The sequence below is a fragment of the Niallia sp. Kr1 genome, from assembly GCF_050389805.1.
Taxonomy (GTDB): Bacteria; Bacillota; Bacilli; order Bacillales; family Cytobacillaceae; genus Bacillus_BD.
Genome location: NZ_CP130945.1, coordinates 1,155,897 through 1,172,491, shown reverse-complemented (window position 1 = coordinate 1,172,491; position 16,595 = coordinate 1,155,897). Strand labels below are relative to the sequence as shown.

General features: G+C 37.3%; 17 protein-coding genes, 1 riboswitch and 1 other annotated feature. Of the genes, 4 read left to right on the top strand and 13 right to left on the bottom strand.

Features of this window, described 5'->3' with window-relative positions; genetic code table 11:
• Positions 1–51 precede the first annotated feature (51 nt).
• The 7 genes from Q5760_RS05885 to Q5760_RS05855 form a co-directional block, all read right to left on the bottom strand.
• Complete coding sequence (locus Q5760_RS05885; RefSeq protein WP_428911276.1) at positions 52–237, bottom strand: sporulation protein Cse60; 186 nt, start codon at positions 235–237, stop codon at positions 52–54.
• A gap of 227 nt (positions 238–464) precedes the next feature.
• Positions 465–770 carry a rhodanese-like domain-containing protein gene (locus tag Q5760_RS05880; protein ID WP_428911275.1) on the bottom strand — a complete coding sequence of 102 codons (306 nt, stop codon included), beginning with the start codon at positions 768–770 and terminating at the stop codon, positions 465–467.
• 100 nt (positions 771–870) lie between these two features.
• The gene (leuS, locus tag Q5760_RS05875) at positions 871–3,291 is read right to left on the bottom strand and encodes a leucine--tRNA ligase (protein ID WP_428911274.1); all 2,421 of its coding nucleotides are present in this window, start codon (positions 3,289–3,291) and stop codon (positions 871–873) included.
• 103 nt (positions 3,292–3,394) lie between these two features.
• Positions 3,395–3,616 (bottom strand) — a binding site (T-box leader).
• Between the two features lie 226 nt (positions 3,617–3,842).
• The gene (locus Q5760_RS05870; protein ID WP_428911273.1) at positions 3,843–5,375 is read right to left on the bottom strand and encodes a solute symporter family protein; all 1,533 of its coding nucleotides are present in this window, start codon (positions 5,373–5,375) and stop codon (positions 3,843–3,845) included.
• A complete protein-coding gene (locus Q5760_RS05865; protein ID WP_428911272.1) occupies positions 5,372–5,728 on the bottom strand; it encodes a DUF485 domain-containing protein in 357 nt (118 codons plus the stop codon). Before Q5760_RS05865 ends, Q5760_RS05870 begins: the two co-directional genes overlap by 4 nt.
• 116 nt (positions 5,729–5,844) lie before the next feature.
• Positions 5,845–6,009: a glycogen biosynthesis protein GlgD gene (locus Q5760_RS05860; RefSeq protein ID WP_428911271.1), complete on the bottom strand. Its 165-nt coding sequence runs from the start codon at positions 6,007–6,009 to the stop codon at positions 5,845–5,847.
• Between the two features lie 13 nt (positions 6,010–6,022).
• A complete protein-coding gene (locus Q5760_RS05855; protein WP_428911270.1) occupies positions 6,023–6,286 on the bottom strand; it encodes a YtzC family protein in 264 nt (87 codons plus the stop codon).
• 321 nt (positions 6,287–6,607) lie between these two features.
• Here Q5760_RS05855 and Q5760_RS05850 point away from each other — a divergent pair, with 321 nt between their 5' ends.
• Together Q5760_RS05850 and Q5760_RS05845 are read left to right on the top strand one after the other, a co-directional pair.
• Positions 6,608–7,564 carry a TIGR01212 family radical SAM protein gene (locus tag Q5760_RS05850; RefSeq protein WP_428911269.1) on the top strand — a complete coding sequence of 319 codons (957 nt, stop codon included), beginning with the start codon at positions 6,608–6,610 and terminating at the stop codon, positions 7,562–7,564.
• On the top strand, positions 7,561–8,139 hold the full coding sequence (locus Q5760_RS05845) for a class I SAM-dependent methyltransferase (protein WP_428911268.1): 579 nt from the start codon (positions 7,561–7,563) through the stop codon (positions 8,137–8,139). Before Q5760_RS05850 ends, Q5760_RS05845 begins: the two co-directional genes overlap by 4 nt.
• Here Q5760_RS05845 and Q5760_RS05840 read toward each other — a convergent pair.
• Both Q5760_RS05840 and Q5760_RS05835 read right to left on the bottom strand, forming a co-directional pair.
• Entirely contained in the window at positions 8,136–9,251 is a 1,116-nt protein-coding gene (locus Q5760_RS05840; RefSeq protein ID WP_428911267.1) for a tetraprenyl-beta-curcumene synthase family protein, read from the bottom strand. The two genes, Q5760_RS05845 and Q5760_RS05840, sit on opposite strands and share 4 nt — an antisense overlap.
• Before the next feature lie 17 nt (positions 9,252–9,268).
• A complete protein-coding gene (locus Q5760_RS05835) occupies positions 9,269–10,072 on the bottom strand; it encodes an alpha/beta hydrolase (protein ID WP_428911266.1) in 804 nt (267 codons plus the stop codon).
• 433 nt (positions 10,073–10,505) lie between these two features.
• On the opposite strand from Q5760_RS05835, the gene Q5760_RS05830 reads away from it, so the two are divergent.
• Positions 10,506–11,033, top strand: coding sequence for a gamma carbonic anhydrase family protein (locus Q5760_RS05830; protein ID WP_428911265.1), 528 nt, complete (start codon positions 10,506–10,508; stop codon positions 11,031–11,033).
• 78 nt (positions 11,034–11,111) lie between these two features.
• Here the strand turns inward: Q5760_RS05830 and metK are convergent, their stop codons facing one another.
• Complete coding sequence (gene metK, locus Q5760_RS05825; protein ID WP_428911264.1) at positions 11,112–12,308, bottom strand: methionine adenosyltransferase; 1,197 nt, start codon at positions 12,306–12,308, stop codon at positions 11,112–11,114.
• Positions 12,309–12,576: 268 nt separating this feature from the next.
• A riboswitch (SAM riboswitch) is annotated at positions 12,577–12,730 on the bottom strand.
• A 234-nt stretch (positions 12,731–12,964) separates the two neighbouring features.
• Between metK and pckA the strand changes: the two genes are divergently transcribed.
• A complete protein-coding gene (gene pckA, locus Q5760_RS05820) occupies positions 12,965–14,551 on the top strand; it encodes a phosphoenolpyruvate carboxykinase (ATP) (protein WP_428911263.1) in 1,587 nt (528 codons plus the stop codon).
• A 121-nt stretch (positions 14,552–14,672) separates the two neighbouring features.
• Here pckA and Q5760_RS05815 read toward each other — a convergent pair whose 3' ends face one another.
• The 3 genes from Q5760_RS05815 to map all read right to left on the bottom strand — a co-directional run bounded on the left by Q5760_RS05815 (position 14,673) and on the right by map (position 16,570).
• Entirely contained in the window at positions 14,673–14,915 is a 243-nt protein-coding gene (locus Q5760_RS05815; protein ID WP_428911262.1) for a DUF2584 domain-containing protein, read from the bottom strand.
• A 38-nt stretch (positions 14,916–14,953) separates the two neighbouring features.
• The gene (locus Q5760_RS05810; RefSeq protein ID WP_428911261.1) at positions 14,954–15,742 is read right to left on the bottom strand and encodes an alpha/beta hydrolase family protein; all 789 of its coding nucleotides are present in this window, start codon (positions 15,740–15,742) and stop codon (positions 14,954–14,956) included.
• An 84-nt stretch (positions 15,743–15,826) separates the two neighbouring features.
• Positions 15,827–16,570, bottom strand: coding sequence for a type I methionyl aminopeptidase (gene map, locus Q5760_RS05805; protein WP_428911260.1), 744 nt, complete (start codon positions 16,568–16,570; stop codon positions 15,827–15,829).
• Positions 16,571–16,595: the final 25 nt, after the last annotated feature.

The following is a 16,595-nucleotide window of genomic DNA, read 5'->3' as shown; positions in this document are numbered from 1 at the left end:
AACGGTTATTGCAAAGGGTAAAGTTTACCATCGCAATAACCGTTTAAAATTTTAAGATCGATAAATCACCATAGCAGAAAAACAATAGATTTGGTCTTCATCCACGTCCTCTGTCAAAGCCGCTACATTGTACTTAATATCTAGCAACTGGTTCTCTTCTAAATCCTCTAAGAATTGATTCATTTCAACTTCTAAATCCTTTTCATGTTCCATATCAAACAGTTTTACTTGAATCATTTCCTTCTCTCCTAGAAAAAGTTCTTTATATTAAAATTATTCCCATAAATACTTTATCTATTCCTAATTTTTTGAATTTATTTTAGTTAAGTGATATGAACGCAGCAAAATTGTAGTATTATGTAAGTATTTAGTAGGACATAGTGTCTGGATACTTTCATAACGTACTCCATGTCCACAAAAAAAGGGCAGATATGATATTCTGCCCTTTTGCTATTACCAACTGATTATTCTACTTTCCCTCTCCACTCTAGCATACCACCAACCATATTTCTTACTTTATATCCTTGTTCCTGCATAAAGTGGCATACATGTGAACTTCGACCACCAGAACGACATATGACAATATATTCCGTTTCACGGTCAAACTCATTTAATCGTGCTGGAATTTCCATCATTTTGACATGTTTTGCTCCGGGAATCATTCCTTGCGCTACTTCTTCATCTTCTCGCACGTCGACTAAATGAAGTGTTTCTCCCGTTTCTAATTTTTTTTGCAATTCTTCTGTTGTAATAATTGGAAAGTCTTCCATTTTCACATATCCCCTTTTTATTGTTGTTAGCAAGAAAGCTGCAGCGCCCCTTTACAATGCAGCCTCTTTATTCTGTTAATGTCTAGATGAAACGCATTTCTTAATTCGCTACGATATTAACGAGCTTACCTGGTACAGCAATGACTTTTCGGACTGTTTTTCCATCAATTTGAGCTTTCACTTTATCATCATCCATTGCCAGTTGTTCCAATACAACTTTATTGGTATTGACTGGAACCACTAGCTTATGCTTTACCTTACCATTGATTTGAATGACGATTTCAACTTTATCATCCTTTAATTTAGCTTCGTCATACGCAGGCCATGATTCATAGGCAACCGTTCCACTATGACCAAGCTTTTCCCAAAGCTCTTCTGCAAGATGCGGAGTGATTGGTGCAATCAATTTCACAAAGCCTTCTACATAGCTAATCGGTAATACCTTTGCTTTATAGGCTTCATTGATAAATACCATTAATTGAGAAATCGCTGTATTAAAGCGAAGTCCTTCATAGTCTTCTGTCACTTTTTTAACGGTTTGATGATATACCTTTTCAAGCCCGCTTTCTTGCTCCACATTTTCCTTAATAATTGGGTTTATGTTCCCATTATCATCAATGAATAAACGCCAAATTCTGTCTAAGAATCTTCTAGAACCATCTACCCCATTTGCAGACCATGCGATGGATCCTTCTAGCGGTCCCATGAACATTTCATATAAACGCAATGTATCAGCACCATGACTATTCACAATTTCATCAGGATTGACAACATTACCTTTCGATTTACTCATTTTCTCGTTATTTTCACCAAGAATCATTCCTTGGTTGAACAGCTTTTGGAATGGTTCTTTTGTAGGTACAACGCCAATATCATAAAGGAATTTATGCCAGAAACGAGCATATAATAAGTGAAGTACAGCATGCTCCGCTCCACCGATGTAAATGTCTACTGGCAACCATTCTTTTAGTTTTTCTGGATCCGCAAGATACTCAGTATTATGTGGATCAATGAACCTCAAGTAATACCAGCAGCTTCCTGCCCATTGCGGCATCGTGTTTGTCTCTCTACGACCCTTTTTACCTGTAACAGGATCAACCACATTTACCCAATCATCAATATTAGCCAGTGGAGACTCACCTGTTCCAGATGGTTTGATTTTATCAGTAACCGGAAGTATTAAAGGTAGCTCTTCTTCTGGAACAGCGGTCATTGTTCCATCTTCCCAATGAATAAGCGGAATTGGCTCACCCCAATAACGTTGACGACTAAATAACCAGTCACGAAGGCGATACGTTACCTTTTTTTCACCTAATCCTTTGTCTTCTAACCACTGAATCATTTTTGTTATGGCTTCTTCTTTATTTAACCCATTTAAGAAGTCTGAATTTACATGTTCACCGTCACCCGTATAGGCTTCTTTTGTAATATCTCCACCTGCTACGACTTCGACAATATTAAGGTTAAATTTCGTTGCAAATTCATAGTCACGTTCATCATGTGCAGGTACAGCCATAATTGCACCTGTACCGTAACTTGCTAAAACATAATCCGCAATCCAAATCGGAACTTTCACATTGTTTACAGGATTAATTGCATAGGCTCCTGTAAATACACCTGTTTTTTCTTTTGCTAAATCTGTTCTCTCTAAATCACTTTTTGTTTTAATTTCTTCTAAATAACTCTCTACCGCCTGTTTTTGCTGAGGAGTTGTAATTTTTTCTACTAATTTATGCTCTGGAGCTAAAACAGTATATGTCGCACCGAAAAGAGTATCTGGACGTGTAGTGAAAACGGTAAAGGTTTCATCATGACCATCTATTTGGAAATTCACTTCTGCCCCTTCTGAACGACCAATCCAATTTCGCTGCATATCTTTAATGCTTTCAGGCCAATCTAATTCTTCTAGGTCTTCAAGTAAGCGATCTGCATATGCCGTGATTTTTAAATTCCATTGCTTCATTGGGCGTCTTTCAACAGGATGACCACCACGCTCACTTTTTCCATCGATTACTTCTTCATTTGCAAGTACAGTTCCGAGTGCTGGACACCAGTTTACCGGCACCTCATCAATATAAGCCAACCCTTTTTCATATAATTTCAGGAAAATCCATTGTGTCCATTTATAATAATTTGGATCTGTTGTATTGATTTCACGATCCCAATCATAGGAAAACCCTAATGATTTAATTTGGCGACGGAAATTATCGATATTGTGTTTTGTAAATTCAGCAGGATCGTTCCCTGTATCCAACGCATACTGTTCAGCCGGAAGTCCGAACGCGTCCCACCCCATCGGATGAAGAACATTGTATCCTTGCATTCTTTTCATCCTTGAAAGGATATCAGTTGCTGTATATCCCTCTGGATGACCTACATGTAGTCCGGCACCTGATGGATATGGAAACATATCTAGGGCATAAAATTTGCGTTTTCCTTTATTTTCATTCGTTTTAAACGTTTTATTATCTTCCCAATATTTCTGCCATTTCTTTTCAATCTCATGATGATTAAAGCTCATCTCGTGTTCCTCCTACTTATCAATGTAAAAAGCATCTAAATAAGAAGCTTTTATGTTTGTTTATGGTTAAAAGGTAAAAAAATATAAAAAACCCCTCATCCCAAATTGGGACGAGAGGATTATGTATCTCCCGCGGTACCACCCACATTAGTGATCAAGTCACTCGCTCAAAATTCCTTAACGCGGACACACGACAGATATTACTTACTTTCACATCTGTTACTCAAAGGCGAGTTCATGATGATCCTGACTGACTTGCACCTTCCGTCAGCTCTCTAAAAAGCAGGTTTTCAACACCACTACTATTCCTTATCTTAGTCATTCGGACTATTCAATTTATAATGCTATTGTATATAATTTCCCACTAAGATGCAAGTTAGGAAATTCCTCCATAATATATGTCTTTAATAAAAATTTGTTATAAGGTAAATAGATTCATTTCATCCATAAGTATGTACCTTTTTCGGGCATTTATACGAATAGTTTTAAAAAACAAATTATTTTTCCATATATAAAAGCCAACATTTCAATGTAGAAATGTTGGCGCACTCTTAACGAGTGTGAATTCCTGTGTTTGCTTTAACAATGACCTCGGCATATTTCTTTTCATCACGTCGATTCGAAACCACCGTACCAATAAAGGCACCAATAAACCCAGCAGGAATCGAAATAATAGCCGGATTGGTCAGAGTGAATATCGGATCTCCTACAAGAATGGCAACTCCAGTCTCCGGACTTAATACGTTAGGACTCACGCCCACAAGTACCAATGCAGTGATTAATCCTGTTAACATTCCCGTTACAGCACCTGTCGTATTAAATTTTCTCCAATAAATTGTGTAAATGATAACTGGTAAATTTGCACTTGCTGCTACACAGAAAGCCAAGGATACAAGGAAGGCTACATTCATCTTTTGAGCAAAAAGCGCAAGAATTATGGATAGTACAGATACGCCGATTGATGCGTATCTAGCCGCTAACATTTGTTGCTTTTCTGTAATGTTTCCTTTTTTTATAATTTGTCCATAAATGTCATGTGCAAATGCAGATGCACCTGATAAAACAAGACCAGCTACAACAGCCAATATCGTCGCAAATGCTACCGCTGAAACAAATGACATAAGAAAATCTCCTCCGAGCGCCTTAGCTAATAACGGTGCAGCCATATTCCCAGCCGCATTGGCGCTAATAATATCTTGCGAACCAACAAAAGCAGCTGCTCCAAACCCTAAAAATATCGTTAATATATAGAATATACCAACTACCCATGTTGCCGTAACAACGGAGCTTCGAGCTGTCTTAGCATCTTTAACGGTAAAAAATCTCATTAAAATATGAGGCAGCCCTGCCGTTCCTAATACAAGTGCAGCCATCATAGAAATGGTATCAAGTCCATTCGTATATTTAACACCTGGATTTAGATAATCTTCCCCGAGTGGCGTTAACGTTTTCATTTCACTAAACATAGTAAAAATATTAAAATTAAATTTCATCAACACTAAAAAAGAAATCACGACAGTCCCAATCATTAATAAAACAGCTTTTATAATTTGGACCCAGCTAGTTGCCGTCATTCCCCCAAATAATACATAGATGGTCATCATAAAGCCAACGATTAATACAGCCATCCAATAATCAATTCCCAATAATAGTTGAATAAGCGCACCAGCACCGACCAATTGAGCGATCATATAAAAAATGACGATCGTAATCGTGCTTAAGGCGGCGACCCCACGAACTTTTTTTTGATCAAATCGGGCATTAATCATGTCAGCTATCGTATATTTACCTAAATTTCTTAAGGGCTCTGCAACAATATAAAGTACAACTAAATAAGCAACTAAATATCCGATTGAAAAGAAAAATCCATCAAAGCCATTCAATGCAATCGCACCAGCAATACCTAGAAAAGATGCTGCCGATAAATAATCCCCAGCGATGGCTAATCCATTTTGCCATCCCGTTAATCCCCCGCCAGCTGTATAAAATTCACTTGCTGTTTTTGTTCTCTTTGCGGCCCAATACGTAATCACAAGGGTCATCCCAACAATAACAACAAATAAAACAAGTGCGACCATACTCATACGTTATGATCTCCTTCGTTTCCATATTTTTCAATAATTTGTTTCGCTGATTGGTCATACTGTCCTGCTTTTTTCACATATATCATACATAAAACCCATGTCATAATAAACAACCCCAGTGAATAAACCCATGTCCAAGATACAGAACCAATCGCGGGCTTATTCAAAATAGTCGTATACGAAGTTAAAATCGGTAGTAAAAAATATAAGGCCAAAAATAAACCAGTTAACGGAACTAAAAATTTTCTCTTTGACTCCATTAACTTCCCAAATTCCGGACTACTAGCAATCTTTTCAAAATCAAAATTGTGTTCTTCCTTTTTTCTTACATCTTCTTTCGCTAAATGTTCCAATATAACTCCTCCTTTAAATTTTCAGAATTATATTTATATTCTAATAATTATCTTTAGAAATAGCAACATTTTTTTGTATAAAAAGAGCTGATTCAAAAAGAATCAGCTCCCCTTTATTATTCCGGACGTTGTTTTGATTTAACAGGTTGCCCACCTTGTTTTTCATATTTTATTTTAGATTGCTTGATAAGATCAAAATCTGCACCTAATTCCAAATCTTGATTATTTACGCCGTTACGGGTTTTCTGTTCAGGATTCTGTTGTTTTGAACGTTTTTTCATTTAAGATATCCTCCTAATGTTGCAGAAGTATCATTTTATTTTGGACCTGTTGAATTTGCAATCGTAATCGGTGAAGCTCTTCTCTTTGTTGCCCATTTGCACTATGCGCCATCGTCGCAATATCATTATAGGCACCTTCTAATTGTTGTAATGCTTGTATATAATTATCGTCATTGTATTGTTGTTGGAGGCTACTTTCTTGATATTGATCATTTGCAAATCGAAGGACGTCTTCACACTTTTGTTTTAACTCTTCCATTGAATCTCGAGTTGCCATTCCGAACCCCTCCTGTTGATTCATTGCAAAGCTAAAAAGAATAAAGCTTCACTTCTTTATTTTGCTCCAATCCGGTTTTCTTACCCAAAAGAAAACTGCTTATTTTTAACAATCTCGTTTAGAGAATTGGATAACCAAACAATATATGTTAAAATACTTGAATTGAAATTAATGGCTTTGTTAAACTTGATTGTTGATTATCGTTTCAATGCACTACGCCATCAGTGAGCGATGGCAGGAGTATAATGCATCCCAACCAGGAGAGTAAAGAAATCAACTTTTAACTATTAGCACAGTCAAATTAAAAAGAGGTAGATCAAGATGAATCAACAAAATCCTTTCCCATATGCTTTTGATCATAAACGTTATCATACATTGAATTACCATTTACAAAAAGAATTCGGGTCTAAGGTGTTTAAAGTCAGCTTAGATGGCGGATTTGATTGTCCAAACCGGGATGGAACAGTTGCCCACGGCGGATGCACATTTTGTTCAGCAGCTGGCTCTGGAGATTACGCTGGAAATCGCGGAGATGATCTCGTTCAGCAATTTAATGATATTAAGGGTAAAATGCACACGAAGTGGAAAAACGGTAAATATTTAGCTTATTTTCAAGCTTTCACGAATACCCATGCACCTGTCAGTGAACTTCGGGAGAAATTCGAATCCGTATTAAATCTAGATGGAGTTGTCGGACTTTCCATTGCAACAAGACCGGACTGCTTACCTGATGACGTGGTTGAATACTTAGCAGAGTTGCATGAACGAACCTATTTATGGGTAGAATTAGGCCTTCAAACTGTACATGAGAAGACGGCTCATTTAATTAATCGCGCCCATGATTACCAAACCTATGTTGAGGGGGTCGAAAAACTTCGTAAGCATGGAATTCGAGTTTGTTCTCATATTATTAATGGACTTCCCCTTGAAACAACAGAAATGATGATGGAAACTGCTCAAGAAGTGGCAAAACTAGATGTACAAGGTATTAAAATCCATCTTCTACACTTATTAAAAGGAACACCAATGGTTAAGCAATATGAAAAAGGAATGTTAGAATTTCTATCTTTCGATGACTATGTAAGCTTAGTCTGTGATCAATTAGAAATTTTACCCCCAGAAACGATTGTTCATCGAATTACAGGTGATGGACCCATTGATTTAATAATTGGTCCAATGTGGAGTGTAAATAAATGGGAAGTTCTCAATGCTATTGATCATGAGTTGCAACGCAGAAACAGTTGGCAAGGGAAACGTTGGAGTGAAGTGAAAATATGAAGGTTATGCAAATACTTCCATTTGCAAGGAACTTATTAGAAAGAACTTGTTCCAATGGAGATATTGTCGTAGATGGAACCTTAGGTAATGGACATGATACAGAGTTTTTAGCCCACCTAGTTGGTCCTACAGGGCAGGTATTTGGATTTGATATCCAAGAACAGGCGATCTTGAATACAAGGAAAAGACTTGAAGACCTACATCTTAATCAACAAGTCACCTTGTTCCATCATGGGCATGAAAAAATCAAAGAGAGCATTCCAAGTGATTTACACGGAAAGATTAAAGGGGCCATATTTAATCTTGGTTATTTACCTGGTGGGGATAAATCAATTGTGACAAAGCCTGAAACAACCATCGCTGCTATTAGGCAGCTTTTAGAGTTGATGGCGATCGAAGGAATTATTGTCTTAGTGATTTATCACGGGCATCAAGAAGGTGCTGTTGAGCGGGATGCGATTATTGAGTTTACCCAATCGATTGATCAGCAAAAAGCCCATGTCATTCAATATGGTTTTATTAATCAAAATAATCATCCCCCTTTTATCATTGCTATTGAAAAAAGAAGAGATTAGCCCACATATCGTGCTGATCTCTTTTTTGCTTTGCTGCTCTGCGATCCTATGTTCATACTTTTGAGTTTTCGATAAAAATATGCATTTATATAGAAAAAGTAACAAATAGGTCCACCGGCTTTCATTAGACCTTTGGCTAATTTACGAATATCTTTTTGTTCTCTTACCTTCTCATCTGATAAATAAAGTCCTAACAATCCACGATTGATTAATTGATGAAATCGTTTAAACGGCAAGTTTTTCGTATACAGATCTGATTGTTTCATAAAGTGCTTTAATCGTGTGAACAACTGATCATGATCCTTAAAATAGGAGCAAAAGTTCAAATCACCAAATCTTTTATCTTCCTCTTGATCAATAAAATAATCCAATAAAATATGTAACCCCTGTATGTATGGAAAATATCCATTCTGAATATGTTGAACATCCTCCTCTTTGTACTGGTGATTCATACTATATGAAACCATACAAAAAATCCCTAAGGTAGATCCAGAGCAAGCTGAAAATTCATACCACTCCATATCAGGAACAGAGTGACTATTTTCATCGAACCAGTCCATTAACCTAGGCACCCGTTCTTTTGGGTCTACATGTTTATGGATTTGCAAATCACAATAATAATGACACAGCTCTAAAAGACTATTTTTAATGGAACGATAGGCTTGACTCCTTTTTAACACATCTTGGCATGTAGCCACTAAATCATTTAAATAGTTCCCATCTTCCCGTTCGTTTCTGTTTCGATAATAATCGCTATTTCCCGCATCAATGGTTAAGGCATCAGACATCGCTTCATGTAAGGCCGCAAAATCAGCAGGGTCCAATGAAGTACTACGATCACATAAATTATCTAAATAATCACTAATGGTTTGATAGGCAACGATAAATCGAATTGCCTCTTTATACTCTTTATTTGCAAGTAAGGCCATAATGGCCCCGCCCTCACAATGAAACGTTTTATGCTTGATGCTGGCGAGTGCCTGATTTCTTAATTCGGCATCCGGAATATCCTCAGCTCGTTTTTGCCAATAAGCTAACTCCTTATGAACAGTTGGAAAAATATAGCGATACGCCTTTGCCATTAACGTAATGGAGCTAGTTGGAACTGTCATGATGATTGATCCCTCTCTTAGACGATATACCCAATAGACTTTAATTGACTATAAAAAAAGTCCTTTGCATATTCGAAAACTTCTTCTCGTTCTGGCTCATTAAAAATTTCATGATAACATTTAGGCCATTCCTTAAATCTCTTTTCAGATAATGGAACGATATTAAACCAGTTCTTTACCGCATTTTTACTAACAATACTATCGTCTCCACCTTGCATCACAAGAAAAGGAACATCTTGAATGTGCTCAATCTGTTCAAAGGAAGATTTGATAGCATCAACAAGCTCTCGATACCATCTGATCGAGACTTTTGTGACATATAACGTATCATTTAAATCTGCATCCCTTACTTCCTTATTTCTTGTCGCCATTTCTACTGTCACACTCGAACTTACTCTAATGCTAGGCATAATCATATTTAATGGATAACTTAAAAGATCTACTAATTTTGAAGGAGCCTTTGCTAATCCTAGGCACGGTGAAGATAAAACAACCCCAGCCAAGTTCAGTTTTTCCTCCTCTAATAGACGTATGGCAATTAAGCCACCCATACTATGTCCAATTAAAAAAACAGGTAAGTCGAATTGATACGCTGCTTGAATCCAATCTTTCACTTCATATAGATATTCATCAAAGGAATCAATGTGGCCTCTATTTGCTCTCGTTGTCATTCCTTGGCCTGGAAGGTCTCCCATGATGACATGAAAACCGGATAAACGCCACATTTCTATTAACCATCCATAACGACGGTGATGTTCAAATGCACCGTGTACAATGACGACGACTGCCTTTGCTTCACCTTCCGCTTCCCACTTCCACATTGTTTCTTCCTCCAATTAATCAAATTCGCCCCAACGAATTTACGTCCGGATTTTTATCACACTCGGATAAGCCACATCCGCATGACTCGTCTGACTCGGACGTCCTGTCCGTCGTCAAGCTTGATCAATCATCTCCTATTAAAAAACCGTGACATCCGCTGGAAACTTAACTTCATTCATCTGGGTTTGTCCCCTCACTGAATCGGTAAACTTTTTGCTTGAATCCCCAACATATAGAAGGGGGAGAATTCTGTACCTGTACAAACTTCGGCACAAAAGCTCTTGCCCAATGAAGTTAATCGAATTACTCTACTATAAGAATATTAATGTATCTTTATTATGGCTAAAAACAAATCTTTTGACAAATTTAACTAACCATTAGATAGTAAAATATATCATTTTGATCTACTTTGAGTTTTAAGGAGCGTGAATCATGATCTATCCATACAAAGGAAAGGTCCCCAAAATTGCCCAATCCGCGTTTATTGCTGATTATGTTACCATTACAGGAGATGTTGTCATTGGTGAGGAATCATCGATTTGGTTTAATACCGTTATAAGAGGTGACGTTTCCCCGACAGTAATCGGAAATAGAGTAAACATCCAAGATAACTCGGTACTGCACCAAAGTCCCAATACTCCCCTAATCATCGAAGATGGCGTAACGATCGGTCATCAAGTCATACTTCATAGTTGCAGAATAAAAGAAAACGCCCTTATCGGGATGGGATCCATCATTTTAGATGATGCCGAAATTGGTGAAGGAGCATTTATTGGCGCTGGCAGCCTTGTCCCACAAGGTAAAAAGATTCCACCTGGTACCCTCGCCTTCGGAAGACCAGTCAAAGTAATTCGTGAACTTACTGCAGAAGATAAAGCTGATATGGATCGGATTAGAAATGATTATGTTGTGAAAGGGATCTATTATAAATCGCTAAATGAAAAGCCTAATTATCTATAGTATCTTCCACTTTTCCAACATTATCCTGATTAATCAAAAAAGGATTGCATATCGATATGCAATCCTTTTTTGATTATATTATAGCCCTGCATGTTTACGTAGTATTTCTGCTTTATCGGTACGTTCCCATGGTAAATCCAAATCTGTGCGACCAAAATGACCATATGCCGCTGTTTGTTTATAAATTGGGCGACGGAGATCAAGCATCTTGATGATACCTGCTGGACGTAAATCAAAATATTTACTTACCAATTCTTCTAAGATCTCCTCTTCAACTTTTCCGGTTCCAAACGTATCAATAGAAATGGAAACAGGACGTGCTACACCAATTGCATATGCAAACTGTACTTCAACTTTATCCGCTAATCCAGCGGCTACAATATTTTTAGCCACATAGCGCGCTGCGTACGCTGCTGAACGATCCACTTTCGTTGGATCCTTACCTGAAAAGGCTCCTCCACCGTGGCGTGCATATCCACCATACGTATCCACAATTATTTTTCTACCTGTAAGTCCAGCATCTCCTTGTGGTCCGCCGATCACAAAGCGTCCAGTTGGATTAATGAAATATTTCGTTTTTTCATCAATTAATGCCTTTGGAACTACTGGTTTGATAACAAATTCTTTTAGATCACGTTGAATATGCTCAAGACTGACTTCTGGATCATGTTGTGTTGAGATAACGATTGTGTCAATTCGAACAGGTTGATTATTTTCATCATATTCAACTGTTACTTGTGTTTTTCCATCTGGACGAATATAAGATAAAACCTCTTCTTTTCTAACCTCAGCAAGACGGAGCGATAGTTTATGCGCTAAAGAAATGGGTAAAGGCATTAACTCTTCCGTTTCATTACAGGCGAACCCAAACATTAAGCCTTGGTCACCTGCTCCAATTGCCTCAATTTCTTCTTCCGTCATTGTTCCTTCACGTGCTTCTAATGCTTTATCAACACCCATAGCAATATCTGGAGATTGTTCATCAATAGAAGTTAGTACTGCACAAGTTTCAGAATCAAAACCATATTTTGCTCTCGTATAACCAATGTCTTTTATCGTTTTACGAACTATTTTGGGAATATCCACATATGTTGAAGTGGTAATTTCACCGGCAACTAATACTAAACCTGTGTTTACAGATGTTTCAGCTGCCACTCGTGCATTAGGATCCTTTGCGATAATGGCATCTAAAATCGCATCAGATATTTGGTCACAAATTTTATCAGGATGTCCTTCTGTTACAGACTCTGAAGTAAACAAGCGTCGTTTTGACAATCTGATTTCCTCCTTATATATGTAAAGAGTATTCGAATTATATCCTCATTACCCCTTTTGATACGGAACTCATTTTCCCTAAGTAGTAGTATGGAAAAATTGTGGGTTTGCTATCCACATTTAAGACAGGGCTCATTAATTTTTATACATGAGCTTGTACACAAAAAACCTTGTGCACCTTAAGTTTATTGATATGGCTTTTAAAAGATAAATACAAAAAACCTTTTCATAAGTGAAAAGGTTGTAAGCAAATGATTTGCACCCTTCACTCTTATCGTTCAAGGAATATTTCCCTGCAACAGATTAGCACCTTTACTCTTCAGACGTTATAAATTACTTAATAATCAAATAAAAAGTTAACGTAAGAATAGCAGGTTGCTGGGTTTCATAGGGTCTGTCCCTCCACCAGCTCAGGATAAGAGAGTATCCGTTCAAGTCATCATGTTATCGTACTGTTAAAAAAGTGTCAATGAATTTAAACGTTTTTACTAATTTGATTACTTTTTCACAATATAAATAAGAAGGAAAAAATTACTAAAAAAACCAAAAATCTTTTCTATTAGTATAGACTAATAAAATAATTGTGCTATACTACTTTTATAATAAAATGTCACACTGAATAATCAAAATATTTAATAAAGGAAGGTATCAACTGGATGAGTTCTGTAGGTATTGAACATGAAATTACTCAATTTCTCAAAGGTCAAAATGTTCGAATTCAACTTTCTGTTCCACAACTCGTTGAAAAAGTATTATCCCGTAACGAAGGACAATTAACCTCAACTGGAGCTATTGTTGCAACAACTGGTAAATATACAGGTAGATCACCAAAGGATAAATTTATCGTTGAAGAGGATTCTGTAAAAGATAAAATTGACTGGGGATCTATTAATCAACCAATCTCAAAGGAAATATTTGCTAATCTTTATCACAAGGTATTAGATTATTTAAAGGAAAAAGACGAAATATTTGTTTTCAAAGGATTCGCTGGAGCGGATAAGAATAATCGCTTACCAATCCAAGTCATCAATGAATTTGCATGGCATAATCTTTTTGCACACCAACTATTCATCCGACCTTACAAAGATGAATTACTTGAGCATGATGCTGGCTTCACGGTTATTTCTGCACCTAATTTTAAAGCAGATCCAGCCATTGATGGTACAGATTCAGAAACCTTTATTATTATTTCTTTTGAACAAAGAACGGTATTAATCGGTGGGACGGAATATGCAGGAGAAATCAAAAAATCCATTTTCTCCGTCATGAACTACCTATTACCTGAGAGCGGTATCTTACCAATGCATTGTTCTTCTAATGTTGGTAGAGAGGGCGATGTCGCCTTATTCTTTGGTTTATCGGGTACCGGAAAGACGACTCTATCTACCGATCCAAACAGAAAGCTAATCGGTGACGATGAACATGGCTGGACCAATAATGGTGTATTCAATATTGAAGGAGGTTGCTATGCAAAATGTATCAACCTTTCTTATGAAAAAGAGCCTCAAATTTTTGATGCGATTGCATTTGGTGCTGTTCTTGAAAACGTTATAATAGATTCAGAATCAAGAGTAGCGGATTACGATGATGGCTCTTTAACTGAAAATACTCGTGCCGCCTACTCCCTACAAGCCATTGATAATATTGTTGATCCAAGTGTTGCAGGGCATCCAAATACCATTGTATTCCTAACAGCAGATGCCTTTGGTGTATTGCCTCCTATTGCGAAGTTAACAAAAGAACAAGCTATGTACCACTTCCTAAGCGGCTATACTTCCAAGCTAGCTGGAACAGAACGTGGAGTTACATCCCCAGAAGCGACTTTCTCGACATGCTTTGGGGCACCGTTCTTACCACTTCCTGCTACACGTTATGCTGACATGTTAGGTGAGAAGATCAGTGAGCATAATGCCAATGTATTTCTTGTCAATACTGGATGGACAGGTGGAGAATACGGCGTAGGAAGTCGTATGAAACTCTCATATACACGCGCCATGATTCAAGCCGCATTAGAAGGTGAATTATCTAACGTTGAAACTAAAAAAGATGAAATCTTTGGTTTAGATATTCCTTTACATGTTCCTGGTGTCCCTGATCAAGTATTGCAGCCCAATCTTACATGGGATGATCAAAAACATTATGAAGAAAAAGCAAAAGAACTGGCAAAAAAATTCCGTGAGAATTTCAAAAAATTCTCAAATGTTTCACCAGAAATAGTTACGAAAGGTGGGCCCATTGCCTAATCTCTTTCTATTGTAAATTTATTGTTAAGTGTTCCATTTGCTTCTACTAATTATGACATACTAATGAGTGAATAAAAAAACCGCAACCCGTTTTATACCGTTGCGGTTTTTTCTATTTCATTTAATTTGTCGAATGAAGAGAAATCAAACGATACGTAATGGTCGTTAAATTGTTTTCCCACTCTAATTTGTTAATCATGGCCATTGCTGTTATTTCTCCATCTTTCGTTTTTCGAACCTCGATTGGAATTTCAAGCGGGTATAATCGATAATCGTCTTTTACCAATACGAAATCATTATCGCTTATTCTTTTTTCTCTTCCCTTTGTCACGATCATGGTATTCAACTCTAAAGGCATTCCCATAAGAACCCCACCTTAGCTTGAGTAATTTTGATTCACTTTCATTCTATCATATCTGTTTGGATTTTCATCCATGTTGCTAAGTCGGTCACAATTTTTCGATTCATTGCCGGAGGAAAATAATGTGTATAGTCCTCAAAATACCAAGTTTCTACTTTTTTGTTTAATTCTTTAAGTCTTTTTTCTAATCGGTAAGCGTGTTCCACCGAAACATTTGTATCCTTACAACCGTGTATAATTAACACAGGTGTTTGAAGTTGCTCTAATTCGTATAAGGGTGTGCGAAATTCATATTCATCAGGCACTTTCGTAGGAGTTCCCCCAATCACCCTTTTCATCATTCTTCGTAAATCTTTGCGCTCCTCATATGTTAAACTCATATCACTAACGCCACCCCAAGTAACGATAGATGCAGCATTTGGAAACGTAAGCCCCGTTAATAGAGCCATTACTCCTCCACGGGAAAATCCAAATATATGGATGTTCTTTACCCTTTCCATCGAAGAGAGTACCTGGAATCCTGCAAACGCATCTTCACGGTCTTCGCCAGCAAAGTCCTCATTTCCCTCTCCCCCTTGATTGCCTCGATAAAAAGGAGCAAATACAATAAACCCTTCTGAAGCAAACTGAACAATTCGAGCGGGCCTCACTCTGCCAACATTTTTAATTCCACCTCGTAAATACAAAAAGCCGTCGTAAGCCTTCCCATCTTTCGGCTCCGCTAAAAGCCCCTTCACTTTTAAACCATGAACATCATAGGTCACTATTGATAATTGGATTCCAGGGTGTGGTGATGGAAATTTTTGTTTATGTAAAATAATGTTTTTCATGTTTTCACCTAAAACGTAATATTTTAACCTTATTATAACCAAAAAGTCCTCAAGTGTTCAGGAACTCTTGAGGACGATATATTCTTACTTTGTGATAATCAACGGTCCATCTTTGGTCACGATAACCGTATGTTCGATTTGAGCAACAAAGCTTTTATCTTCAGTTGCGTAGGTCCATCCATCGTTTTTTTGGTAAACTTCTTGGGCACCAGTGGAAATAAATGGTTCGAAGGCAATAACCTGACCTTCTTTTAATAATTCTTTATCCCATGAATCATAATAATTTAAAATATGATCCGGTGCTTCATGTAAGGCTCTTCCAACCCCATGTCCGGTCAAATTCATAATCACGGTTAAGCCATTGGCTCTTGCAGTTTGATATACCATTTTACCGATGGCATTTTTCCGTCCACCAACTCTAAACTTCGATAATCCCGCCTCAAATGCATTTTTTGCAACGTCACAAATTTTATAAAGAATTGGGTCACCTTCACCTACAACAAAAGACAAACCAGTATCTGCAAAGTAGCCATTTTTGGAACCAGATACATCAATATTTACCAAATCGCCCTCTTGGATAACACGGTCTCCTGGAATCCCATGAGCAACTTCATCATTTACACTTATACAAGTAAAGCCTGGGAAATCATATTCGCCTTTTGGACCAGAAATGGCTCCATATTTTTCAAATAATTCACCAGCAAAATCATCTAATTCCTTTGTGGTAACACCCGGTTTTGTCATTTTAATCATTTCATCCCGGATTGTCCCCATTATTTTTCCCACTTCTTGTAAACTTTTCAATTCTTCCTCAGTTTTTACAATCACAAGTACTACCTTCTTTCTTAAATGT